Origin of the sequence: Thauera sp. 28, from assembly GCF_000310145.2 — a bacterium.
Lineage (GTDB): Bacteria > Pseudomonadota > Gammaproteobacteria > Burkholderiales > Rhodocyclaceae > Thauera > Thauera mechernichensis.
In genome coordinates this window covers 264,411-288,202 of sequence record NZ_AMXA01000002.1, presented here as the reverse complement: position 1 = coordinate 288,202, position 23,792 = coordinate 264,411, and the positions used below count along the sequence as shown (strand labels likewise).

At 65.5% G+C, this 23,792-nt stretch carries 22 protein-coding genes and 3 pseudogenes; 9 read left to right on the top strand and 16 right to left on the bottom strand.

Annotation, left to right across the window (positions count from 1 at the left end; genetic code table 11):
* Window positions 1-183 precede the first annotated feature (183 nt).
* Both C662_RS03330 and C662_RS03325 read left to right on the top strand, forming a co-directional pair.
* A complete protein-coding gene (locus C662_RS03330; protein ID WP_002924935.1) occupies window positions 184-1,173 on the top strand; it encodes a malate dehydrogenase in 990 nt (329 codons plus the stop codon).
* A 147-nt stretch (window positions 1,174-1,320) separates the two neighbouring features.
* Complete coding sequence (locus C662_RS03325) at window positions 1,321-2,310, top strand: HpcH/HpaI aldolase/citrate lyase family protein (protein WP_002924933.1); 990 nt, start codon at window positions 1,321-1,323, stop codon at window positions 2,308-2,310.
* Here C662_RS03325 and C662_RS03320 read toward each other — a convergent pair.
* Complete coding sequence (locus C662_RS03320) at window positions 2,289-3,206, bottom strand: LysR substrate-binding domain-containing protein (RefSeq protein WP_002924931.1); 918 nt, start codon at window positions 3,204-3,206, stop codon at window positions 2,289-2,291. The genes C662_RS03325 and C662_RS03320 overlap by 22 nt on opposite strands.
* Window positions 3,207-3,432: 226 nt before the next feature.
* On the opposite strand from C662_RS03320, the gene C662_RS03315 reads away from it, so the two are divergent.
* Window positions 3,433-4,563 carry an MFS transporter gene (locus tag C662_RS03315; protein ID WP_002924930.1) on the top strand — a complete coding sequence of 377 codons (1,131 nt, stop codon included), beginning with the start codon at window positions 3,433-3,435 and terminating at the stop codon, window positions 4,561-4,563.
* Here C662_RS03315 and C662_RS03310 read toward each other — a convergent pair.
* From C662_RS03310 to C662_RS03290, 5 genes are all read right to left on the bottom strand, one after another.
* Window positions 4,556-5,320, bottom strand: coding sequence for an ABC transporter ATP-binding protein (locus tag C662_RS03310; RefSeq protein WP_002924929.1), 765 nt, complete (start codon window positions 5,318-5,320; stop codon window positions 4,556-4,558). The genes C662_RS03315 and C662_RS03310 overlap by 8 nt on opposite strands.
* Before the next feature lie 30 nt (window positions 5,321-5,350).
* Entirely contained in the window at window positions 5,351-6,076 is a 726-nt protein-coding gene (locus C662_RS03305) for an ABC transporter permease (protein ID WP_002924927.1), read from the bottom strand.
* A complete protein-coding gene (locus tag C662_RS03300; protein ID WP_002924923.1) occupies window positions 6,073-6,759 on the bottom strand; it encodes an ABC transporter permease in 687 nt (228 codons plus the stop codon). The genes C662_RS03305 and C662_RS03300 overlap by 4 nt, the downstream gene beginning before the upstream one ends.
* Window positions 6,760-6,913: 154 nt before the next feature.
* A complete protein-coding gene (locus C662_RS03295) occupies window positions 6,914-7,705 on the bottom strand; it encodes an ABC transporter substrate-binding protein (RefSeq protein ID WP_002924921.1) in 792 nt (263 codons plus the stop codon).
* A gap of 98 nt (window positions 7,706-7,803) precedes the next feature.
* Window positions 7,804-8,709, bottom strand: a complete 906-nt coding sequence (locus tag C662_RS03290) for an ATP-grasp domain-containing protein (RefSeq protein ID WP_002924920.1) — start codon at window positions 8,707-8,709, stop codon at window positions 7,804-7,806.
* A 46-nt stretch (window positions 8,710-8,755) separates the two neighbouring features.
* Here C662_RS03290 and C662_RS03285 point away from each other — a divergent pair, with 46 nt between their 5' ends.
* From C662_RS03285 to C662_RS03270, 4 genes are all read left to right on the top strand, one after another.
* Window positions 8,756-9,787 (top strand): LLM class flavin-dependent oxidoreductase, encoded by a 1,032-nt coding sequence (locus C662_RS03285; protein WP_002924919.1) that lies wholly within the window; start codon window positions 8,756-8,758, stop codon window positions 9,785-9,787.
* Window positions 9,788-9,943: 156 nt separating this feature from the next.
* A complete protein-coding gene (locus tag C662_RS03280; protein WP_002924917.1) occupies window positions 9,944-10,927 on the top strand; it encodes a TAXI family TRAP transporter solute-binding subunit in 984 nt (327 codons plus the stop codon).
* Window positions 10,928-11,023: 96 nt separating this feature from the next.
* A complete protein-coding gene (locus C662_RS03275; RefSeq protein WP_002924916.1) occupies window positions 11,024-13,228 on the top strand; it encodes a TRAP transporter permease in 2,205 nt (734 codons plus the stop codon).
* A 58-nt stretch (window positions 13,229-13,286) separates the two neighbouring features.
* Complete coding sequence (locus C662_RS03270; RefSeq protein ID WP_002924913.1) at window positions 13,287-13,754, top strand: universal stress protein; 468 nt, start codon at window positions 13,287-13,289, stop codon at window positions 13,752-13,754.
* A 59-nt stretch (window positions 13,755-13,813) separates the two neighbouring features.
* Here the strand turns inward: C662_RS03270 and C662_RS03265 are convergent, their stop codons facing one another.
* Window positions 13,814-14,890, bottom strand: a complete 1,077-nt coding sequence (locus C662_RS03265; RefSeq protein WP_002924911.1) for a tartrate dehydrogenase — start codon at window positions 14,888-14,890, stop codon at window positions 13,814-13,816.
* Window positions 14,891-15,010: 120 nt separating this feature from the next.
* On the opposite strand from C662_RS03265, the gene C662_RS03260 reads away from it, so the two are divergent.
* Window positions 15,011-15,922, top strand: coding sequence for a LysR family transcriptional regulator (locus C662_RS03260; protein ID WP_002924909.1), 912 nt, complete (start codon window positions 15,011-15,013; stop codon window positions 15,920-15,922).
* Between the two features lie 15 nt (window positions 15,923-15,937).
* Here C662_RS03260 and C662_RS03255 read toward each other — a convergent pair whose 3' ends face one another.
* The 6 genes and pseudogenes from C662_RS03255 to C662_RS20740 form a co-directional block, all read right to left on the bottom strand.
* Complete coding sequence (locus C662_RS03255) at window positions 15,938-16,504, bottom strand: DUF5610 domain-containing protein (RefSeq protein ID WP_002924907.1); 567 nt, start codon at window positions 16,502-16,504, stop codon at window positions 15,938-15,940.
* A 341-nt stretch (window positions 16,505-16,845) separates the two neighbouring features.
* Complete coding sequence (locus tag C662_RS03250; RefSeq protein ID WP_002924906.1) at window positions 16,846-17,709, bottom strand: DUF4824 family protein; 864 nt, start codon at window positions 17,707-17,709, stop codon at window positions 16,846-16,848.
* On the bottom strand, window positions 17,706-18,767 hold the full coding sequence (locus tag C662_RS03245) for a DUF2157 domain-containing protein (protein WP_002924905.1): 1,062 nt from the start codon (window positions 18,765-18,767) through the stop codon (window positions 17,706-17,708). Before C662_RS03245 ends, C662_RS03250 begins: the two co-directional genes overlap by 4 nt.
* Window positions 18,768-18,902: 135 nt before the next feature.
* Entirely contained in the window at window positions 18,903-19,712 is an 810-nt protein-coding gene (locus C662_RS03240) for an ABC transporter substrate-binding protein (protein ID WP_002924902.1), read from the bottom strand.
* An 84-nt stretch (window positions 19,713-19,796) separates the two neighbouring features.
* Window positions 19,797-20,045 (bottom strand): CcdB family protein, encoded by a 249-nt coding sequence (locus C662_RS03235; RefSeq protein ID WP_002924900.1) that lies wholly within the window; start codon window positions 20,043-20,045, stop codon window positions 19,797-19,799.
* Window positions 20,045-20,113 (bottom strand): annotated as a pseudogene (locus C662_RS20740) (type II toxin-antitoxin system CcdA family antitoxin); the annotation flags it as partial. The gene C662_RS03235 and the pseudogene C662_RS20740, both read right to left, overlap by 1 nt.
* Window positions 20,114-20,721: 608 nt before the next feature.
* Here C662_RS20740 and C662_RS19745 point away from each other — a divergent pair.
* Window positions 20,722-20,916: a hypothetical protein gene (locus C662_RS19745; RefSeq protein WP_002924899.1), complete on the top strand. Its 195-nt coding sequence runs from the start codon at window positions 20,722-20,724 to the stop codon at window positions 20,914-20,916.
* Window positions 20,917-21,144: 228 nt separating this feature from the next.
* Here C662_RS19745 and C662_RS20240 read toward each other — a convergent pair.
* The 3 genes and pseudogenes from C662_RS20240 to C662_RS20235 form a co-directional block, all read right to left on the bottom strand.
* Window positions 21,145-21,369 (bottom strand): annotated as a pseudogene (locus C662_RS20240) (IS1634 family transposase); the annotation flags it as partial.
* A gap of 65 nt (window positions 21,370-21,434) precedes the next feature.
* Entirely contained in the window at window positions 21,435-23,135 is a 1,701-nt protein-coding gene (locus C662_RS03225) for an IS1634 family transposase (protein WP_002924898.1), read from the bottom strand.
* 159 nt (window positions 23,136-23,294) lie between these two features.
* Window positions 23,295-23,471: pseudogene (locus C662_RS20235) on the bottom strand (IS1634 family transposase); the annotation flags it as partial.
* Between the last annotated feature and the right edge of the window lie 321 nt (window positions 23,472-23,792).

The window sequence follows — 23,792 nt, the reverse complement described above, 5'->3', positions numbered from 1 at the left end:
GTCTTATGTCTTATATAAGATATAAAACGACATTTGACAGCACAGCCCGTTCGCATTAGTATCCCCGCGCTCGTTTCGACCCCTGTCATTCGGGGTGCGGACGCTTGTGGTCAGCATGCGCACTGCAGGCGCCGGGCAGCAATCCAGGACAACCTAGACCGTCTTACTTGAGGGAGTATCCACATGAGCAAAGCCCCCATGCGCGTCGCTGTCACCGGCGCCGCCGGCCAGATCGGCTACAGCCTGCTGTTCCGCATCGCCAGCGGCGAGATGCTGGGCAAGGACCAGCCCGTCATCCTGCAACTGCTCGACCTGCCCCAGGCACAGAAGGCAGTCAAGGGCGTCATGATGGAGCTGGAAGACTGCGCCTTCCCGCTGCTGGCCGGCATGATCGCCACCGACGACCCGAACGTCGCCTTCAAGGATGCTGACGTCTGCCTGCTCGTCGGCGCCCGTCCGCGTGGTCCCGGCATGGAGCGCGCCGACCTGCTGACCGCCAACGGTGCCATCTTTACCGTCCAGGGCAAGGCCATCGCTGAAAACGCCAAGGAAGACGTTCGCGTGCTGGTCGTGGGCAACCCCTGCAACACCAACGCCTACATCGCTCGCGCCGCCGCCATCAAGGTCGGCCGCACCAACCCGAACAACTACCACGGCATGCTGCGCCTGGACCACAACCGCGCGCTGTCGCAGCTCGCCGCCAAGTCCGGCCGTGAAGTGTCGTCGCTCAAGAAGATGGTGGTGTGGGGCAACCACTCGCCCTCCATGTACGCCGACTACCGCTTCTGCGAGTCGAACGGTGACAGCGTCAAGGCGCTGATCAATGACCACGCCTGGAACAACGACGTGTTCCTGCCCACCGTCGGCAAGCGCGGCGCTGCCATCATCGAGGCCCGTGGCCTGTCGTCGGCTGCTTCGGCCGCGAACGCCGCCATCGACCACGTGCGCGACTGGGTGCTGGGTTCCAGCGACTGGGTCACCATGGGCGTGCCCTCGGACGGCTCCTACGGCATTCCCGAAGGCGTCGTGTTCGGCTTCCCCTGCGAGTGCAAGGATGGCCAGTTCAAGATCATCCAGGGCCTGGAAATCGACGAGTACTCCCAAGGCAAGATCGCCATCACCCTCAAGGAACTCGAGGACGAGCGCGCGGCCGTTGCCGACATGCTGAAGTAAGCTGCGCGCGGGCGGCCGCGTGCCGCCCTTGCGACAGGCCACGGGGTAAAATCCGTGGCCTTTTCTTTTTCTCCGGGCCCCATGGGGGCCTGCCGTGCGCTGCATCGCACCGTGGCGGACGAGCCACACCCACCCGAGGAGCCCGACATGTCGCTTCACCCCGCCCAAGTTCTGTTTGCCGGTGAAAAGCCCTTCCCTGCCCTTCCCGCCGTCGACCACTACGCCGGCGCCGAGAAGCTGATGCTCAAGGCCTTGAAGCTACAACAGGAACTCGGCCCGGTGTTCGACATCACCTGCGACTGCGAGGACGGCGCCGCCGCCGGCGCCGAAGCCGAACACGCCCACATGGTCGTGGAGATGGTCAATGGCGCCGAGAACCACTTCGGCCGGGTCGGCGCGCGCATCCATGACATCACCCATCCGCACTGGCAGCGCGACCTCGAGATCCTGGTCGGTGGCGCCGGGCACCGCCTCGCTTTCGTCACCCTCCCCAAGGTACGCTCCATGGCCGACGCCGCCACACAGATCAACGAACTGCGCCGCGTCGAAGCGGCCTGCAGCCTGGCGCGTGCGCTGCCGGTGCACGTGCTCATCGAAACCCACGGCGCCTTGCGCGAGGCCTGGGAGATCGCCGCACTCGAAGGCGTCGAGTCTCTCGATTTCGGCCTCATGGACTTCGTCTCGGGCCACCACGGCGCCATCCCGGGCAGTGCGATGAAGAGTCCGGGCCAGTTCGAGCACCCACTCATCGTGCGTGCCAAGGCCGACATCGCCGCTGCAGCCCTGGCCAACGGCGTCGTACCCTCGCACAACGTCACCACCGAGTTGCGGGACGTGGCGGTGATACGCCACGACGCCGACCGCGCCCGCCGCGAATTTGGCTACCTGCGCATGTGGAGCATCCATCCCAACCAGATCCTGCCGATCGTCGCCGCGATGCAACCCGACTTCACCGAGGTCGAGGAGGCGGTCGAGATTCTCATCTCCGCACAGGACACCGCGTGGGGTCCTATCCAGCACAAGGGCCGCCTGCACGACCGCGCCTCCTACCGCTACTACTGGGAGCTGCTGCAGCGTGCCCGCCATACTGGCGTGGAGTTGCCGCATGAGATCCGTCAGCGCTTCTTCGGTGCCTGACCATCTGCGCCCGAAAGCTCATCCACGACCGCAAGAAAGCCCGCCAGCAAAGCCCCCTGCGCCGACTCGGCCGTAGCCACGGCAAGCCTGAACTCCGCCTCCGGATCGGTCAGCGCGAGGTAGCGTACACGTGGCATGCGCACCGTTTCGAGCGGCGCAGGCAGAACGGCAATACCCAAGCCGGCGGCGACCAGGCCGATCTGCGTCGTCGCCTCGCGTGCGACCTGCACGATGCGCGGCTCGAAGCCGGCCTGGCGGCACAGGCCACGCAGCACGGCGGGCAGATCGGTACCAACGTCGGCCGGGAAGGCGATGAAGTCCTCGTCGTGCAGGTCTGCAAACGACACCGAGCCGGCGCTGGCGAGCCTGTGCGCAACATTGACCACCACACGCAGCGGATTGCGCGCGATCTCCCGTATCCGGATCCCCTCCGGCGCACGAGTCCCCTGCAGGCGTACGAAACCGACGTCGAGCTCGTCACGGCCGAGCGCACCAAACTGGTCGGGCGTGAACATCTCGCGTAGCTGAAGCCGTACCGCGGGATAGCGCTTGCGGTAGGCATGCAGCGCATCGGGCAGCAGATCGGTGAAGGGCAGCGACGAAGTAAACCCCACCCGCAGCTCACCGGCCTCACCGCGCGCCACGCGCTGGGTCTGCGCCACCGCCTCCTGCACACCCGCCATGATCCGCTGTGCGTGCTCCTGCAGGCACTTGCCAGCCGGCGTCAACGCCACGCGGCGAGCATTGCGCTCGAACAAGCGCACGCCCAATTCGTCCTCGAGATCGCGGATCTGCATCGACAACGGCGGTTGGCCGATATGCAGGCGTGCCGCGGCGCGGGTGAAGTTGAGTTCATCCGCCACGGCAAGGAAGTAGCGCAGGTGCCTCAGCTCCATTGATCTGATCCATATATGAATAAAGCCTTTCAAATATATTGGACCAAGAGTCCGACGGCAACCTAAGATCATCTGGCAGTTCATCACCCTCCCCGCCTGCCTGCACATGCCACCTCAAAGCGCCATGCCACTGCCCGCTCCGACCGCCGGCGCCGCCATCCCGGCATCCACATTGCCCGCGCCCCTTGAAGCCGGCACGCCAGGCTATCGGCGCGCCAACTTGGCCATGTTCGTCGGCGGCTTTGCCACCTTCGCCATGGTGTACGGCCCCCAGCCCTTGCTCCCCCTGCTGGCGGACGAATTCGGCATCGGTGCAGCCAGCGCCAGTCTCACGGTGTCTGCCGCTGCGGCCGGGCTGGCCCTGATGCTGATCCCGGGCAGCGTGCTCGCCGACCGCATCGGCCGCCGGCAGGTCATGATGGTCGCGCTCGGAATCGCGGCGGTCCTGGCCTGCGCGACGGCGATCGCCCCCGACTTCGGCTCGCTACTGGTGTTGCGCGCCCTGCTCGGCGCTGTCATCGCTGGCTTGCCGGCAGCAGCCATGGCCTACATCGGTGAGGAGATCGCCCCCAACGCGCAGGCGCGGGCGATGGGCCTTTACATCGCGGGCAATGCGCTGGGCGGCATGAGCGGACGCTTCATTGCAGCGCTGATCACCGACTGGAGCTCCTGGCGGGTGGCGCTGGCCGTTATCGGCGTGCTTGGCCTCGCCTCTGCCGTCCTGTTCTGGCGTCGCCTGCCGCCCTCGCACCACTTCCAGCCACGCGCAGCAACACCTGCACGCATCCTGCGCGACGCGCTCGCCATCTATCGCGACCCGGGCCTGCCGGCGCTTTTCCTGGTGGCCTTCCTGGCCATGGGCGCCTTCGTCGGGCTCTACAACTTCCTCGGCTTCCGGCTGCTCGAAGCGCCCTACCTGCTGGGCCAGACCGCCATCGGCGCGATCTTCCTGCTTTATCTGGTAGGCACCTGGGCGTCGACGCTGAGCGCCCGCCTGGCGGACCGTCACGGCCGGCACAAGGTGTTGTGGATCATGGTGGTGGTGATGGGACTGGGCCTGGCGCTGACGCTCGCCCGACCACTGGCACTGATCATCGCCGGCGTGGGCGTATTCACCTTCGGATTCTTCGCCGCCCACGCGCTCGCCAGCGGCTGGGTGGGCAAGCGTGCAGGCGAGCGGCGGGCGCTCGGTTCAGCACTCTACCTGTCGAGCTACTACCTCGGCGCCAGCGTCATCGGCACCGTCGCCGGCACGGCCTGGGGCGCCGGTCACTGGCCCGGCCTTGCACTGCTGCTGGGCGCCTGTGTGCTGGCGACCGGCGCCGTTGCACTCTACCTGCGCCGCCTGCCTACTTGAGGTTGCCCGACAGGAACTGGCGCAGACGCTCGCTGCGGGGCTGGCCGAAGACGTCGGCGGGCGCGCCGCTCTCCTCGGCCAAGCCCTGGTGCAGGAACATCACCTTGTTCGACACCTCGCGCGCGAAGCCCATCTCGTGCGTCACCACGACCATGGTGCGCCCCTCTTCGGCAAGGCCGCGCATCACCTTCAGCACCTCGCCCACCAGTTCGGGGTCGAGCGCCGAAGTCGGCTCGTCGAACAAAAGCACCGCCGGCTCCATCGCCAGCGCACGGGCGATCGCCACGCGCTGCTGCTGACCGCCCGACAGGTGCGCCGGATAGCTGTCCTTGAAGCGGCTGATTCCCACCTTGTCGAGGTAGGCCATGGCGCGCTCGTGGGCCTCCTTCCTCGACACCCCCAGCACATGGATGGGAGCCTCGACCACGTTCTCGAGCACGGTCATGTGCGCCCACAGGTTGAAATGCTGGAAGACCATCGCCAGGCGCGTGCGCAAGCGCTGCAACTGGCGGGCATCGGCCACGCGCAGATGGCCGTCCTTGCCAGGTACCAGGCAGATCTCCTCGCCCGCCACGCTGATGCGACCGGCGTCGGGCTGCTCGAGGAAGTTGATGCAGCGCAGGAAGGTGCTCTTGCCCGAACCGGACGAGCCGATGATGCTGATCACGTCGCCAGATTCGGCCGCCAGCGAGACGCCCTTGAGCACCTCGTGGTCGCCATAGCGCTTGTGAAGGTCTTCGACGCTCAGTTGTGTCATGGATGAAGTTCCGTTTGCCCTCATGGCCCTTCAGGCCGCCTTGCGCAACGCTTTGCGCGGCTGCAGGTGCGCAAGCCAGCGCCGCTCGGCGACACGAAACAGGCCGACCAGCGCAAAGGTGATGCACAGGTAGATCAGGCCCGCGAAGACGAAGGCTTCGAAGGGTGCGAAGAATTGGGAATAGGCGTTGCGTGCCGCACCGGTCAGGTCGACCAGCGTCACCGTGGAGGCGATCGCCGTGCCGTGCAGCATGAAGATCACCTCGTTGCTGTAGGCCGGCAACGCGCGCCGCAGGGCCCCCGGCAGCAGGATGCGGCGCAGCATGGTCGGGCGCGACATGCCGCAGGCGCGCGCCGCCTCGATCTCCCCGTGCGGCGTCGCACGCAGCGCGCCGGCGAGGATCTCGGTGGTGTAGGCCGCGGTGTTGAGCGCAAAGGTCACCAGCGCGCAGCCGTAGGGTTCGCGGAAGATGAGCCAGAAGTGGCTACCGTCCGCCCACTGCGCCTGCACCCACTCGAACTGGCCCATGCCGTAGTACATCAGCAGCAGCTGCACCAGCATCGGCGTGCCACGGAAGAAGTAAGTGTAGGCCCACACCGGCAGGGCCACCCATCGCCGCGGCGACACCCGCCCCACCGCCAGCGGGATCGCCAGCACCAGGCCTGCGCCCAGCGACAGCACGGTCAGCTGCAGCGTCACCCACAGCCCTGCCGCGTACGAGGGCCAGCTGTCGACGAACAGGCTCCATTCGATCATGCGGCAGCCCTCCGCACACCGACCGAATAGCGCCGCTCAAGCCAGCCGAACAACAGCCCGGAGAGCGCCGTCATCGCAAGGTAGAACAGGCACACCACCATGTAGAACAGGAAGGGCTCATGGGTGGTGCGCCCAGCCTGGTCGGCCAGCCAGGTGATGTCGGACAGGCCGATGATCGACACCAGCGCCGTGCTCTTCTGCATCACCTGCCAGTTGTTGCCCAGCCCCGGCAGCGCATGGCGAAGCATCTGCGGGAACAGGATGCGGTAGAAGATCTGCCAGCGGCTCATGCCGTAGGCGCGCCCGGCCTCGAGCTGGCCGGCAGGCACCGCCATGAAGGCGCCACGGAAGGTCTCGGTGAAGTAGGCACCGAAGATGAAGCCCAGCGTCACCACGCCGGCCACGAAGGGGTTGATGTCGACATAGCCCAGGCCGAGCGCGTCGGTCATCGCGTTGATCGCCACCTGGCCGCCGTAGAAGATCAACAGCATCATCACCAGGTCGGGAATGCCGCGCACGACAGTGGTATAGACGGTCGCCGGCAGCCGCAGCAGCGCATGCGGCGACAGCCGTGAAGAGGCACCGAGCAGGCCCAGCGCGAGCGCCAGCAGCAGCGAGAACACTGCCACGCGCAGCGTCACCCAAGCGCCGTCCAGCAGGGAAGGAAGGTATCCGTGAAGCATCGGTTGTGCCGCCGCAGCGCCCTCACGGACGCCGCCCTGCGGCCAGAAAGTGAAGGTGGCCCTGCGACCACCCATGTCAGACTGTCAGCCCCGGCCCGAGACGGCCGCTGGCGGGGCGGCGGGCAAGCGCCCGCACAGTCGCCGTGGATCTGGGTCAATCGCCGTAGATGTCGTACTCGAAGTACTTCTTGCGGATCTCGTCATACTTGCCGTTGGCGCGGATCGCCGCCAGGGCCTGGTTGAGCTTGTCCTTGAGCGCCGCATCCTGCTTGCGCAGCGCAATACCGACACCCTCGCCGATGACCCCCTTCTCGGCCTCATTGCTGCCGTGGTACAGGCCGCCGCCGAAGGCATAGTCCGCCCCCGCAGGCTGCCGAAGGAAGCCTCCGTCGGCCATCAGTGCATCGACCCAGCTGGCATCGATGCGGCCCGCAGCGAGATCGAGATAGGCCTCTTCCTGACGCGCGTAGCGCACCACGGTGACGCCTTGGCTGGCCCAGAAGCGCGAGGCAAAGTTGTCCGCCACCGTGCCACGCTGCACACCGATGCGCTTGCCCTTGAGCGACTCCAGAGTCGGCAGCAGCCCACTGTCCTTGCGCGCCACCAGCCCAAGCGGGGTGGCGTAGTACTTGTCGGTGAAGTCGACCCGCTTCTTGCGCTCCTCGGTGATCGACATCGAAGCGGAGATAGCGTCGAACTTGCGGCTGAGCAGCGCCGGGATCATGCCGTCCCACTCCTGCTTGACCCAGGTGCACCTGGCCTTCAGCTCCTCGCACAAGGCGTTGGCGATGTCGACATCGAAGCCCTGTACCGCGCCCGCGGTGTCGACCGTGTTGAACGGGGGGTAAGCACCCTCGGTGGCGAAGCGGATGGTGTCCCAGTCCTTGGCAACCGCGGCCTGGGTGGCGAGCGCCAGGGCGGCGAACATCAGCGTGCGGCGGATCATGGTGAAACCTCTGGAAGCTTGAAAGGCGCGCATTCTAACCGCTAAGCACGCATTCGTTACCGGGATTCGTGTTAGTGCACCGCAGCAATCTTCTTGATTCAAATCAGAATTTCACCGATCAGCGCCGCCAGGCGCTCGGCTGCGGGCGGGTGGAAGCGGAAGAACAGCTCCGGCTCAACCAGCTCGACTTCCATCAACCGGAACCCGCCATCGATGCTGCGTACGAAATCGACACGTGCGTAGGCCGGCAACTGAGGACAGGCGGCGACCACGGCCTCCGCAAAGGCACGCTCGCTCGCACTTGGCTCATGTGCATGCACGCTCCCACCATGATCGTCCTGCACGCGGAAATCGCCCGCGCGTGCAGTCTTGCGCACTGCATGGGTGACGCCGCCGCCGATGACCACCACCGAGACTTCGCCATCGGCGAGGATGCCGTCCTCGAAGCGCTGCACCATCATCGCCTCGTTGGCGACGCAGCGCGCGAAGAGGCCCTCATGAGCACCGGCCTCGCTACGATCGACACGATGGGTGAGCCGTGCCGCGCCCGACACCACCGGCTTGAACACGGCTTGCTCCCAACCCTGCTCCGCCATCACCTCGGCGAGGCTGAGGTCCTCGCCACGCATCACGAATCGGGTCGGCACGATATCGATCCCACGGCCTGCAAGATCGCCCAGGTAGCGCTTGTCGACGTTCCAGCGGATCAGTTCGGCATCGTTGATCAAGCGGGTCCGGGCCGACACCTGCTCCAGCCAGGGCATGAAGGCGTCGAAGCGGTCGAAATAGTCCCAGGTCGAGCGGAACACCGCCGCCCGACACGCCGACCAGTCCATACCGGGATCCGACCACGAGCGCCGCACCACGCCCAGACCCTGCCTGCGCAGGGCAGCCTCGAGCAGGGCTTCCTCACGCGCGATCTGGCCCTGATACCAATCCGTATCGTCAATCACCGCGTAGCGGTCTTCAGTCAGGATCACGATATCGGGCTTACTGGTAATCATGTCGGGCCTGTGGCGTAATGGAAGGCCGCGATTCTAGCAAGCCGCCATGTACCCGAGCGCCCCACCGGTTCCGCTGTCGATCCTGGACCTCGCCCCCATCCCGCTCGGCAGCAGCGCGACCGATGCGCTGCGCAACACCCGCGAACTGGCGCAGCTCGCCGACAGCTGCGGCTACACCCGCTACTGGCTGGCCGAACACCACAACATGACTGGCGTCGCGAGCGCCGCAACTGCGGTGGTCATCGGTCACGTCGCCGCAGCGACCACCCGCATCCGCGTCGGCGCCGGTGGCATCATGCTGCCGAACCATGCGCCGCTCGTCATCGCAGAGCAGTTCGGCACGCTCGAGTCCCTGTTCCCCGGCCGCATCGACCTCGGCCTCGGGCGTGCGCCCGGCACCGACCAGATCACCGCGCACGCGCTGCGCCGCAACCTCATGGACAGCGACAACAGCTTCCCGCAGGACGTGCTCGAGTTACGCAGCTATTTCCAGCCACCACGCCCGGGTCAAGCCGTGATGGCCGTACCGGGGGTTGGCCTCGACGTCCCGATCTGGCTGCTCGGCTCCAGCCTCTACAGCGCAGAGCTCGCCGCCCACTTCGGCCTGCCTTTCGGCTTCGCGTCGCACTTTGCCCCGCGCATGCTCATGGAAGCAGTCGAGCTCTATCGCAACCGCTTCCAGCCCTCGGAGGCGCTGGCAGCGCCCTACGTCATCGTCGCTGCCAATGCCATCGCCGCCGACACCGACGAGCAGGCGCAGCATCTGCTACGTTCGCTGCGGCTGCGCTTCGCCGCCATGGCGCGCGGCCTGCGCGGCCCCTTGCCGCCCCCGGACGCCTTCAACGAACGCGAGTGGTCGACCGCCGAACTTGCCTTTGCCGACCAGTCCCTGGCGTGCACCGCAGTCGGCTCCCCCGCCAGCGTACGCGATACGCTCGCACGCCTGGTCGAACGCACCGGCGCCAACGAACTGATTCTCGCCGGGCAGATCTTCGACCACCAGGCCCGACTCGACTCCTACGCGCAGATTGCGAAGGCGTGGGGCCTGCGCGCATCCCTTACGCGATATCCACAATAGGCGGCGGCGGACCGAGCGCCTAACCTGTCATCAAGCTGACCGCGACCTTGCAGCAAAGCGAGGCGCACGACCAGCGCTCGCCCGCCCGGGCGATGTCTGACCTGCCGACCGAACACTTCGTGCGGCAAGGCCATTCCACTTGACCAGGAGACAGGTATGAAAGGATTCGTCAAAACCATCGCAGCCGTCGTTGCCGGCGCCACGCTCGTCAGCGCAGGCGCAGCCATCGCCCAGGACCGTACCGGTTGGCCGCGCGCCCTCACGGTGGGCACGGCGAGCCAGGGCGGTACCTACTTCGTGTATGGCAACGGCCTCGCCGCCTACATCGGCGAGACGTTCGGCATCACCGCCAGCGGCGAAGTGACCGGCGGCCCGGTGCAGAACGCCACCCTGGTGCAGATGAAGGAGCACGGCATCGGCCTGGTCACCATGGGCCCGATGTACGACGCCTGGAACGGCAAGAGCGAACTCGCACCCGGCCTGCCGCACACCGATGTCCGCGCCTTGTTCCCGATGTACCAGACGCCCTTCCAGTGCATCACCATGGCCAGTTCCGGCATCAAGGCGGTGAGCGACCTCAACGGCAAGCGCGTCAGCGTCGGCCCCGCGGGCGGCACCCCGGGCACCTACTGGCCGCGCTTCATGGCGACCCTCGATGTCAAGCCGCGCCAGTCCAACTCGGGCGCATCCGATGCTGCCAGCCAGCTGCAGGACGGCCTGCTCGACGCCTTCTGCTTCGCCGCGGGTATCCCGATCTCGGCCTTCAGCCAGCTCGCAGCCGAAGCCAAGGTGGTGATGTTCGGCTTCAATGACACCGAACTGCCGAAGATCCTCGACAAGCACCCCGAGGTTTCCGCGCTGACGATCAAGGCCGGCACCTACTCCGGGCACGACTATGACCAGAACACCGTGGCCATGTGGAACTTCGCCACGGCGCACAAGGACATGCCCGCCAGCCTCGCCTACGAGATCACCAAGCTGGTGATGGAGAACAATCCGCGCATGATGCAGATCCATAGCGCGGCCTCCGAGACCCTGCTCGAGAACGTCGACAAGAACGGCTTCCTGCCCTACCACCCGGGTGCCGTGCGCTATTACGAAGAGAAGGGCATCACGCTCCCGGCCAAGCTCAAGGACTGAAGCCTGCGCTGACAAAGGGCCAGAGCAACGCGATGCCGCGACTCTGGCCCTTTTTTTGACCCTATCCCAACGAGAACAGCACCGGGAGGACTCCCAATGAACAGCCAAGCGCCGCAATCGGCGAACACGGCCGGTCCAGCCAGCGACTTCGAGATTCGCGACAAGGACAACATCGCAGCGGGCGTCGACGCCGAAGTCGTCGTCGCCAACCAGCGCGTATTCACCGGCAAGCTTGCATGGGTCTTCGCCGCCCTCTGCATCCTGTACACCGCGTTCCACATCGGGGTGATGAACTTCTACCCGCTGGAGACCTGGGTGTTCCGCCTGACCCACGTCGCCGCTGGCCTGGCGCTCGGCTTCATCTATTTTTCGGGGCGTGCGTTCCCGGCCGAACCTGCCGGCAAAAAGGCGCTCAGTCCGCTCGAGTGGGCGTTGCTGCTGCCTGCCGCGGTGATGATCCTGATCGCCCTGGGCCAGATCATGCTCGCCATCACCTCCGGCGAACTGGTCAAGACCGGTGCCCCCAAGGATGCGATGCTGTGGACCTTCGGCTACCCCCTGGTCGGCGGCACCACGCTTGCGCTGATCGCCTCATGGGTTTCACCCACCCACGCCCGCGACCGCGTCGCCCTGCCCGACGTGCTGATGGCCGTCGCCGCAATCACGGTCGGCGCCTACATCATCTCGCACGCCGAGTTCCTGCGTATCCGCGCCCAGGTCTTCCCCCACTTCAATGACATGTTTGCCTCGATCGCCGGCATTCTGCTCATTCTGGAGATGACCCGCCGCCTCGCCGGCCTCGCCCTGGTCGCGATCGTCTCCGTATTCATCCTCTACGGCTTCGTCGGCCCCTGGCTCCCCGGCGTGCTCGAGCACAAGGGCTATGCCCCGGCGCGCTTCTTCGCCTTCATCTACACCGACAACGGCATCCTGGGCCCGACCACGGCGATCTCGTCCACCTACATCATTCTGTTCATCACCTTCGCAGCCTTTCTGCAGGCCAGCCGCGTGGGCGAGTACTTCGTGAACTTCGCCTTCGCTGCCGCAGGCGGTGCGCGCGGCGGGCCGGCCAAGGTCGCGGTGTTCTCGTCGGCACTGATGGGCACCATCAACGGCACCTCGGCCGGCAACGTCGTGTCCACCGGTTCGCTCACCATCCCGCTGATGAAGCGCGTCGGCTACACACCGCAGACGGCGGCCTCGGTCGAGGCAGCCGCCTCCTCCGGCGGCCAGATCCTGCCGCCGATCATGGGCGCCGGCGCCTTCATCATGGCCGAGATCACAGGTATCGCGTACTCGGACATCGTGATCGCCGCCATCATCCCGGCCGCTCTGTATTTCCTGTCGATCTATTTCATGGTCGACAAGGAAGCGCTGAAGAAGGGCATGCGCGGCCTGCCGCGCGAAGACCTGCCCGAGTTCGGCAAGCTCGCCCGCCAGGCCTTCCTGTTCATTCCCATCTTCACCCTGATCGGCGCCCTCTTCATGGGCTACTCGGTGATCCGCGCCGGCACGCTGGCCATGGCCGCCGCCGCGGTGGTGAGCTGGTTCACGCCCTTCCGCATGGGCGTGAAGGAGATCCTCTACGCCTTCGAGATCGCCGCCCGCATGTCGCTGCAGCTCGTCGCCGTGTGCGCCGCAGCGGGTGTCATCGTCGGCGTCATTGCGCTCACCGGCATCGGCACCCGCTTCTCGTCGATGCTGCTCGAGCTCGCCGGCCAGAGTCAGCTGGTGGCGCTGTTCTTCGCGATGTGCGTGTCGATCATCCTGGGCATGGGCATGCCGACAACGGCTGCCTACGCGGTGGCCGCCAGTGTCATCGCCCCGGGCCTGATCCAGCTCGGCATCGAACCACTGACGGCGCACTTCTTCATCTTCTACTACGCAGTCATGTCGGCCATCACGCCGCCGGTCGCGCTCGCAGCCTACGCCGGTGCCGCCATTGCGCAGTCGGACCCGATGAAGACCAGTGTCGAGAGCTTCAAGTTCGGCCTTGCCGCCTTCGTGGTTCCGTTCATGTTCTTCTATGCCGCGCCGCTGCTCATGCAAGGCGCCTGGTACGAGAACCTGCACGCCTTCGTCACCGCGGCCTTCGGCATCTACCTGCTCGCCTCGGGCATCCAGGGCTGGTTCTTCGGCCTGGTCAACCTGGCGCTGCGTGTTGTGCTTATCCTGGCAGCGTTGGCGATGATCGCAGGCGGCCTCGCCTCCGACCTCATCGGCCTGGCTGCTGCAGGCGTGGTATTCGCCTTCCAGCGCAAGTTCGTCAACCCGGCAAACACGGCCAAGGGCCTGGACTGACCCCCTGCGGGCGGCTGCACAGTACGCGGGCCGCCCGCCCTCACGACAGGAGTCACGCATGTACAAACACGTATTCATCGCCATCGACGAGAGCCGCACCTCGCAGAAGGCACTCGACGAAGCCATCGGCGTCGCCAAGGTGCACGGCGCGCTGCTCGAGATCGCCCACGCCATCGACGAGCACCTCGTCCATGTCTTCCACAGCGGCGGGGTCACCACCTCCAACGCCAATCAACTCAAGGACGCGCTCGAGTCTGGCGGCAAGGGCGTACTGAAGCGCGCGCTCGAGCAGGCACAGGCTGCAGGTGTAAACGCGCGCATCCACATGCTGCGCGGCCATGGCGAACACACCGACGACCTGATCGCCGAAGCGGTCAAGAGCTCGGGTGCGGACCTGCTGGTGGTCGGCTCCCATGGCCGCCGCGGCGTACGCCGACTGCTGCTCGGCAGCGTGGCGGAGAACCTCGTGCGCAAGGTCGGCATCAGCGTGCTCATCGTCCGCGGCCAGAACGGCGAAGACAAGTAACACCCCTGGGGCCCCGCCAAGCGTCGCCCGCTGCCCGCCACCCAGGCGGGCAGCTGCGTTTACAGCGCCGCGGCGATTGCCCTGCCGATGTCGCTGGTGCTGGCCGTACCACCCATGTCGGGCGTGCGCGGCCCCTCGGCAAGCGTGGTCTCGATTGCACGCAGGATGGCATCGTGTGCAGCGGTATGGGCCGCATCCCCGTTGCCCAGGAAGTCGAGCATCATCGCCCCGGACCAGATCATGCCCACCGGATTGGCGATGTTGCGTCCGTAAATGTCTGGCGCCGAACCATGAACCGGCTCGAACAGGGACGGGAAGCTGCGCTCGGGGTTGAGATTGGCCGAGGGCGCAATCGCGATCGTCCCCGCGCACGCCGGGCCCAGGTCGGACAGGATGTCGCCGAACAGGTTTGAGGCCACCACCACGTCGAAGCGCTCCGGGCTGAGCACGAAGCGCGCGGTCAGGATGTCGATGTGGTACTTATCCCAGCGCACATCGGGGTAGGCGGCAGCCATGTTCTCAACACGCTCGTCCCAGTACGGCATGCTGATCGCCATCCCGTTCGACTTGGTCGCCGAGGTCAGATGCTTCTTCGGCCGCTGCTGCGCCAGCTCGAACGCGTACTTCAGCACCCGGTCGACACCCTTGCGCGTAAAGATCGACTCCTGGATCACCGTTTCGCGCTCGGTGCCCTCAAACATGCGCCCCCCGATCGCCGAGTACTCGCCCTCGGTATTCTCACGCACCACGTAAAAGTCGATGTCACCGACCTTCCGGTTTGCCAGTGGGCAGGGGACACCCGGCATCAGGCGCACCGGGCGCAGGTTCACGTACTGGTCGAAATCACGCCGGAACTTGAGCAGCGAGCCCCACAGCGAAATGTGATCGGGCACCTTGTCAGGCCAGCCCACCGCGCCGAAGTAGATCGCATCGAAACCTCGGAGCTGCTCGAACCAGTCCGCCGGCATCATCTGCCCGTGCCTCTCGTAGTAGCCGCAATGCGCCCAGTCGAAGGTGGTGAACGCCAAGCCGATGCCGAACTTGCGCGCGGCCGCCTCCACCACGCGCAGGCCTTCCGGCATCACCTCGTTGCCAATTCCGTCTCCTGCAATGACCGCAATCCTGTGTGTCTTCATTCCCGCTCCCTCCACTTGGCCCAAACGACTTTTTTGGCATCCTCATGCCACGAGCGCCAAGCTTAGCGTTCACCCAAAAAGCTACAATCCAGGAAAGCGTGAACTCGATGTACATGAATAGTGAACAATAGACCCCAACTCGAAGACCTCCGTCTCTTCTGCGAACTCGTGCGCCAGCGCAGTTTCAGCGCCGTGGCACGCGAACTCGGCGTCTCCAAGGCCTTGATCAGCAAGCGGATCGCACTGCTGGAGCAGAACCTGCAAACCCGCCTTGTACATCGCAGCACACGCAGCCTGCGCATCACCGAGCAGGGCGACATCGTCCACCAGTGGGCCCAGCGCATACTCGACAATGTCGACCAGATGACCGAGGCAATCAGCAGCCACCGCGCCGAGCCGGCCGGATTGCTGCGGCTGTGCTGCAGCTCCGGGTTCGGCCGCAATTGCCTCGCCCCCGCGCTGTCCGCACTCGCCAAGCGCTATGCCGCGTTGGAGATCCAGCTCGAACTGCTCGACCGCCCGGTCGACCTGGTGGGCGAAGGCTTCCAACTCGACGTTCGCATCGGTACGGTGCAGGAAGCCAACCTGATCTCGCGCCGCATCGCCGGTAACGCTCGCGTCCTGTGCGCCACTCCCGCCTACCTCGAACGCCGCGGCGCCCCGAGCAGCCTGCAAGCGCTGGCTGCGCACGACTGCATCGTGATCCGTGAGCGCGACCAGGATTTCGGGCGCTGGAGCCTGCGCGGCCCGCAGGGGCTGGAAACGGTCCGCGTCGGCGGCCCGTTGTCTGCAAACAATGGCGAGGTGGTGCGACGCTGGGCAGTCGATGGCCACGGCATCATCCTGCGCTCGATCTGGGACGTTGGCCCGAGCCTCGCCAGCGGCGAACTGGTTCGCGTCCTGCCCGACTATGCGCAAGAAGCCGACGTGTATGCCGTCTACCCCTCGCGGCTGTCACACTCGGCCAAGCTGCGCGTGTGCGTGGAGTTTCTCGAGGCCTGGTTCAAGGCCTCGGCACCGCAGCAAGGCTGACGGCCAACGCAAGGCTCAGGCCTGCTGGTCGGCCGTCGGCAGGCGGTCGAGGATGAAGCGGTCGTACCCCTGCAGCACCAGTTCACGCGTCTTCATCACGTCGGCTTCGACCTGGCCATTGAACACCCCCAGCCCGCTCAGTATGTCACGCGCCTCGTTGTAGCCCTGCTCGAAGCCCCCGCGGATCACGTCGATGAAATCGCGCAACACCGTCTCGGCATCCTCGCCCGGCCGGCCCGACGCATAAGCCTCGAAAAAGCCTGTCGACATCGACACGATACGTTCGGCCGTTGCCTCAGCCGAGTTGTCCTGGGTCATTGCGTTCTGCAACGCATCAGGGCCGAGCGTCGGCGCGAGCGCCGCATTAATACCTTCGATTGCCGACCTCAGCAACAGGGCGAGTGATTCATCACCGGAGCGGATCGAGACCTCCATCGACGACTGCAGAATCTGCACGTTGAGCTGCTCACGGGCCTCGGCCCGGGTCGGCAAGGGCTGCGCCCGCGCCGCGCCAGCGCCCTGCTGGACGTTGGCGCCATACTGCTGCATGCCGCTCGCCTGGGGGGCGGAAATCGGGCTCATTGCGGTCTCCTTCTACGCTTCGGATACTGGACCCTTCGCTTTCATTCTAGTTCTCGATCACCCTCTTCGCTTCCCCACCCGCCTCGCTTCACCGCAAGGCTTGACGGTCAAAGCGGGGACGCCCAGAAGCTCGCAGTTACAGGGAGCGATCGGCAGCGGTTGGAGCGCTGCAGGAGCGGCGCCAGCCGCGAGGGGTTGAATGCGATGCCGCCTGGGTCTGGCTCGGAAAAGCTCGCGGCTGGCGCCGCTCCTACGGGGGAGACGCGCGCTGGGTTGGCCGTAGGAGCGGCGCAAGCCGCGAGCCTTCAAAGGCAATTACGGCGCCGCGCACCGGTGCCCGTTCAACGCTGCACGACAGACTCGATCCACGGCTCAAGCCGCCGCCCCACCGCAAGCACCACGCCAAACGGCGCCGCTCCGCTCGCCTCATACACCTCGTACACCTCCGCCACCCGCGCAGCGGCAAAAGCACCGCGCAAGGCATGCGGCACATTGATGCGGTGTCCGGCGCGGGTGTTCAGGTATCCCCCCAGCACGACTTCGTCGCCGTTCGCACTGCGATGCAGGCGCAGGTGGGCAGTCAGGATCATGTAGCGGCTTCGGTCGGGGTACTGCGCGCGCAGGCCTGCAAGATCAGTGCCGGCATCAATGGCAAAGAGGCGGCTATTGTGGCGTTCTTCACGCTCCAGCCAGTCGCGCGCCTGCTTCTCCGCACGGATGGCCTGCTCTGCATCGGGCTCCGCCGCCAGCGCAGCCTGCTTGTCGGCGAGGTTGCGGCGAGCCCCCTCCAGCGCCTGCTCCCAGGCCGCTCCGGCCAGCTCGAGCACGACCAGCACCTCACGCTCTGACTTGCGCAGGTAAGGCTGCTGCCCTGCCCCTTGCGCCTTCGCACGCTCAACGTCGAAACCCAGCTCGGCAAGGCGGCGCTCGTCCAGCCAGGACGGGCTGCCGCCATAGCTCCAGTAGCCGTTCTTCTCGTAAGCTTCCTGCCCGGCGCGCGGTATGCGCCATTTCAACGACAGTGCGAGGCCGCTGTCCTCATGGTGAGCCCGCCATTCAGCCGTCTTCGCCAGTTCGCGCTGCGACAGCGCCAGGCGGCTCTCGGGTTCGCCGCTACGGTTCCAGGCGACCCCGCCCAAAGCGACAGCATTGGCCACCACGATTATTGCGGCCCCCAAGGCCAGGGTAAGCGTACGCGTGTTCATGCCGGCACCCCGCGCCCACGCAGACGCCGTAGCACGACCAGGACCAGGATCGCCGACAGCGCGAGCACGAGGAAGAACAACCATTTCGGCATGATGGCCCACCACCAGTCGAAGAACTTGGTATAGAGAAGGATCACGAAGAACACGATGCCGGTGTTGACCATGTCGTTCCACGAGCGCCGTGCGCCCATCCAGATCGCCAGCGCACTGACCACAAAGCCCGCCACCTGATAGCCGCCCTCGATGAGCCAGGGGTCGATGTCCAGGTGACTGCCCCGCCCCCAGTGCCCCAGGATCAGCATCGGCACCAGCAAGCAAAGCAAGCCGAACACACGATAGATGGCCTCGAAGCCGGCAAAGCGCCGATGCGAAATCAGCATCGGCACTGCGAGTAGCAGAGCACCGACCGGGAAGTAATGCTCAGGCCACTCACCGGCCGACAGCCAGTACACGCCACCAAAGGCCCCCACCCTCGCCGACACCCAGGCGATGACGCAGCAAATGCCCGCAGCCAGCAGCAGACGCAAGTCATAACGGTAGGCAAGCAGGAAGGCGAACGTGGCCCAGGGCAGCAGCACCGTATCCGACGGTGTGACGTTGAAGATCTGCCCCAGCATGTAGAGGTTGAGCACGAAGCAGGCAAACGCCACCATGGCCGCAAGCTTGGTGAAGTAGCCCGAAGCATCGCGGCCCTGGATCCATGCCGTGAGCCCCAGGCTGGCCAGGCTGGCGCCGATCAGGGTCACAACCTGGGCGGTCTCGGTGAAGAAGCCCCAGAACTGGTAGAACAGAAAGAACACACTCGCCGCCAAGGCCAGTGCGCCGAGGAATGAGGCCACACGCATGCCCAGGGAGAGCTGGCGCGCCTGGGTGTCGCGGTCGATGTCGAAGCGCACCGCAAAGTCGTCCAGCACGCTGTCGTGGTGGCGCGTCAGCGCCTGCCGCTGTGCGCGCTCGAGTTGGAGCACGCCCTCGCCTTCGAGGCGGGCGAGTTCCACACGAAAGGCATGGATATCGTCAACGCGCTGCTGGGCTTCGCTACGAGTGGAAGGGCTCATGGTGGGCAGATTGCCTCTCGAAACGTGTTCAATGACGTGAGCGTATCCGGCGCAGCGCGGCCCGGCAAGGCAAGGCAGGCCACGAATCCCGCACTGCCAGCGGGCCGGCTGTACAGCGCCGCCGCCGTTGCCGCCTCAGGCGTGTTGGCGCACTGCCCAGCGCGCAATCAGCTCGGCCAGCGCCGGCAAGCCTTCGCGGATCGCCACCGGTCCGGGCGCCAGAATCAACGCCGATTTCACCTCGTGCAATTCGCCATCGCGCACTGCCGGTACGTCCTCCCAGCCGGCGCGCGCTGCCACGCGCTCGGGGCGGAATCGCTTGCCACACCACGAGCCGACCACGATGTCCGGCGCCCGCCTGGCCGCCTCCAGGGGATCGGCCAGGATGCGCTGGGCCGCGCCCGGATGGCATGCGCGCTCGGCGAAGACATCCTCGCCGCCAGCGATCCCGATCAGCTCCGACACCCAGCCCACCGCACTGATCGGCGGCTCGTCCCACTCCTCGAAATAGACCCGCGGTCGCCGCGGCAGCGCAGCAGCCTGCGCACGCACCGCCGCCATCGTCGCCTCGAGCTCCTCGACCAGGGCCAGCGCACGATCCTCCGCCCCGGTCAGGCGGCCCAGCGTCTCGATCATCGCCAGGATGCCGTCCACGCTGCGCTGGTTGAACACATGCACCGCCACGCCCGCCTTGATCAGGTCGCGCGCCACGTCGGCCTGCATGTCGGAAAAACCCAGCACCAGGTCGGGATTGACCGCGAGGATCTTCTCCAGGTCGCCGCTGGAGAAGGCAAACACCTTGGGCTTCTCCTTGCGCGCGCGCGGCGGGATCACGGTGTAACCCGTGATGCCCGCAATACGGGCTTCCTCGCCCAGGGCGTAGAGGACTTCGACGGTTTCGGTGGTGAGGCAGACGATGCGGGAGGGGAGGCGGCGTGTTTTCATGCGCCGATTATCCTCCACCTGCGAGCGCTTGCAGGCGCGGCGCCAAGCGCAAATCTTCCCACTCAGACCGCCCACCCCTGCCGCTCACGCCCCTCTCAAGATGCTGAAGTCCCTGAACAGCCGCCCGGGCAAAGGCACACCCAGCCGCCAGTGGATGCTCATCGGCTTTGAACCCTCCGCCCGCTCGAGCGTCTGGCGCTGCAGGCGGATGTGGCAACCGGGCAGCAGCAGCGGCACGACGACCCGGGTATTCAGGTGGCTCAGCAGGTCGGCTTGAACGTCGAGCAGAAAGCCCTCGCCCGCGCTGTTCCGGTAGACATCGAAGCGTGCCATCAGAAGTTCCGAAACTGCGCGAGCGGCAAGCCGTGCTGCTCGACATAGGCGTTCGAATTGTCGAGCGCCTCGGCAGATGTGGAACTTCATGCGCATTCACGCCCGCATAAAGCAAAACCCCCCGCCAGACACTCTGACGAGGGGTTTTCGCGCGAGACGGCCTCCCGGCCGTCCCAGGCTTCCAGCTAGCTACCGCCTCAGACTTCCACCGTATCCGCGACCGAGCGGAATTCCTCGATCTGGTCGAAGTTCATGTAGCGTTAACTTTTACCAACGTGTTTTGCGGCTTTTTAGCCTATCTTCTTAGACGCGTCTAAGAATCTGGCTTCCGGGTCACTTCGAGGTTCCTCTACGCCCCTTCATTCGGTGCGCTCTCACCGTCCGGCCCGGCACCTTCCCCCTTGTATCTTCCGGATTGATCTTTATAGAAACGATCGGTGCCCTTTGGAGCTTGTGGGCGAAGGGTCGCGCCGTGGGAAAGCCGTCAGACCTTTCCACGGAAAGCAGCCCGGCGGCCGACAGGCCATCATCCATTAATCAACAGCGCGAGATGGTGGCGCAGCCTGTCACCCCTCGGGACTTGGAAGCCCGTGTGTGAGCATATGACGCGCCTCCTCCGGAGCCCGAGCAGTTGCTGGACTGAACATCGCTTTTGCAAGGATGGGAGGGTAGGAACATGCACGAATCGATCGTTCTGGGCATCGACATCGCCAAGCTGAGTTTCGATGCTGCCTTGGGTGTGACGACGGCCGCGCGGACGTTTTCCAACGACGACGCCAGCCACAAGACGATGATCACGGCCGTGGCCGGGCATACGGTCGAACTGATCGTGACGGAGGCTAACAGTGGCCTCGAACCGGATCTAGCCTGAGCCCTGCAGGCAAGCGGGGTTCGCGTGTCGCCGTGGTCAATCCGCGTCAAGCACGCGACTTCGCCCGCGCCATGAGGTACCGATCGTATCTACTCACGGGCCTTGGCGGCGCTGGCCCAGGTGCAGGTGCACTACCCGAGCGTGGCAAGTTCATCAAGGCCCCACGAGTTCGACAGTTTCACTCGCAAATGCGTATTTTTTCGAGAACGCACTTTCAAAAACGTGCCACTACAACAGCGCCAACTGCTCCGGCGCAGCTGGCTTCTCGACTCCTGATGCATGAAGCACCTCGCTCTGCTACGTGATGAACATCGACACCCCGACCGGCTCGCCGCCGCTCAGGCGAACCCGGTGATGCTGGATGCGCTGTAGTTGCTCGAGTGTCCGCTCGGGCGTGTATCCCGCGTCGGCGGCATTGGGTCGGCTACGCATGACCCGACGCAGGATCAGCGCCCCCGAGTTCGACAGTTACGCCCGCAAGTGCTTGTTTTTGCTAGAGCGCACTTTCAAAAATGCCACTACAACAGCGCCAGCTGCTCCGGCGCCGCTGGTTTTTCGATTCCTAATGCATGAAGCACCTCACTCTGCTCCGTGCTGAGCGTCGACACCCCGGCCACCGGCTCACCGCCGTTCAGGCGCACCCGGTGATGCTGGATACGCTGTAGTTGCTCGAGCGCGCGCTCGGGCGTGTAGCCCGCGTCGGCCGCCTTGAGGCGGCTACGCATCACTCGATGCAGGATCAACGCCATGAAGCAGATCGACGCATGCGCTCGAATCCGCTCGGGCAGGCGGTGATATACCGGACCGATCTCGATCTCGGACTTGAGCACTTTGAAGCCGCGCTCGATATCGGCGAGCGACTTGTAGCGCTGAATCACGTTCTGCGCGGCGAGCCCCTCGGCATTGGTCACCAGCAGCAGCTTGCCGTCCATCATTTCGGCAAGGCGCTTCGCCTTGTCGTCGATGTGGTAGCTGAAGAGCTCCTCGCCCAGATCCACCTTGATGATGCGCGACAGGTGCGCTTCGCTGACCGCATGGTAGAAGCGCGCCTTGGCGCCGCTATCCGAGAGTTTGCGCCCCCGGTGCTTCACGCCTTCGTCTTGTTCGGTGAGCTTGCCGCTCCATTGGTCTGCCTGGCGGATCAGCGCGTCGATGCGTTCGTTGCGTTGTTCGGTCTTCGTGGTGGCCGTCACCGGGTCGTGCGCGACCACCAGCCGCAGCTCGTTCCAGGACCGCTCCGAGATCACTTCCTGGGTAGCGGTGGCGCACTGCTGTTCGTGGAAGGGTTCGAGCAGCTCGATGAACTCGTTGTAGCGCCGGCCCGGCACGGCGACGATGAATTCGAGCGGCTTGCCGCTGGCCAGGCGTACGGCTTTCAGCGCCTCCAGATTGTCCAAGCTGAGCAGCCCCCGGTCAGCGACCAGCACCAGGCGCTGCACCGACGGGAAGCGATCGAGCACCTTGGTGAGCGTGGGCAACAGGGTCCGGGTCTCGGCCGTGTTGCCGTCGAACACCTCGTGGTAGATCGGCGGCCCCTCGGCGGTCTGCACCACGCCGAGCATGAACTGGCGGGCGATCAGTCCTTCCTTGGCCATGCCGTACTGGCGCACGTCGCCAGCCTGTTGGCTGAGTCCTTCGCTACGGATCGTGGTGAGGTCGTAGAACACCACCGACAGATCCTGGTCGATCAGTGGGCGCAGCAGCCCGGCGATCACCGCATCGACCTCATCCTGGTGGTCCATCAGGGCATCAAGGCTGCGCAGCAATTGCTGGTGCGTGACCGCCTTCGGCCCGAAGTCGGGCAGCGCCACCGTCTGTACCCAGCGCAGCACGCCGAGTTTGGATTCGGGGTCGCACAGGCGGTTGAGCACCATCAGCCGGATCAGCGCTTCCACGTCCGTGGTACGGCGCGTGCGGCGGAACACCCGGCGCAACCCGGAGAAACCGAGCGATTTCCACAGCTCGGTCAGCGCCCACACGTTACCGAGCGCGCGCGCGGACTCGAACGACACCGTGGGCGCCGGCGGCTTGGCGCCCATCGGCGCGCGACCGGTGATCTTCAGCAGGCCGTTGATCACTGCGTCGAGCGACCCATCGACCTGCTCGGCGCGCCCGAGCGTGGCGACGGTGCGCTTCTTCACTCGTCCCGCCTCGTCGCGATAGGACTCGACGAGTTGGACGTAGCGGCGGCCTCCAGAGGTGGTGAGCTTGACGTGCATGCCGCCACTTTAGCGACCTACAAAGTGCCGTCAAGTTTGAGGGTTACTGTTACAAACGTGCCACCACAGCGCTTTTGCGATCATGGCCTTGAAACCCGCGCCGGTGCTGAAGGCACTTTCCGAAAAGGGGCGAAAATCGGGGTTAAGTGTCGAACCCCGGAGCGCCAGGAAACAGATCGACGCATGCGCGCGGATCCGCTCGGGTAGGCCGTGATACACCGGGCCGATCTCGATCTCGGACTTGAGCACCTTGACGCCGCGCTCGATGTTGGCAAGCGACTTGTAGCGCTGAGTCACGCTCTGCGCGGCGAGGCCCTCGGCGTTTGTGACCAACAGCTCAAAAGTGCCACGAGAGCAATTTTGCGATCATGGCCTTGAAACCCGCGCCGGTGCTGAAGGCGCTTTCCGAAAGGGCCAAAACTCGGAGTGAAGTATCGAGCCCCGGAAACCAGCATCGATCGCGCGCCAAGCGCCGCCGACTCTCGTGGAGCAGGAGACAGTCACTGCCGCAGCCCCCACGTCGCGGTCGCTGCAGGGAATCTTCAGGAAGGGAGTGAAACAGAGAGTCGACCGCCCGCTCGTGGGATCAATCGACGACATGGCCTTCCCAAAAGACCAGGCCCAACATAGCATCGCGCATGACGGCGAAGACGAAAA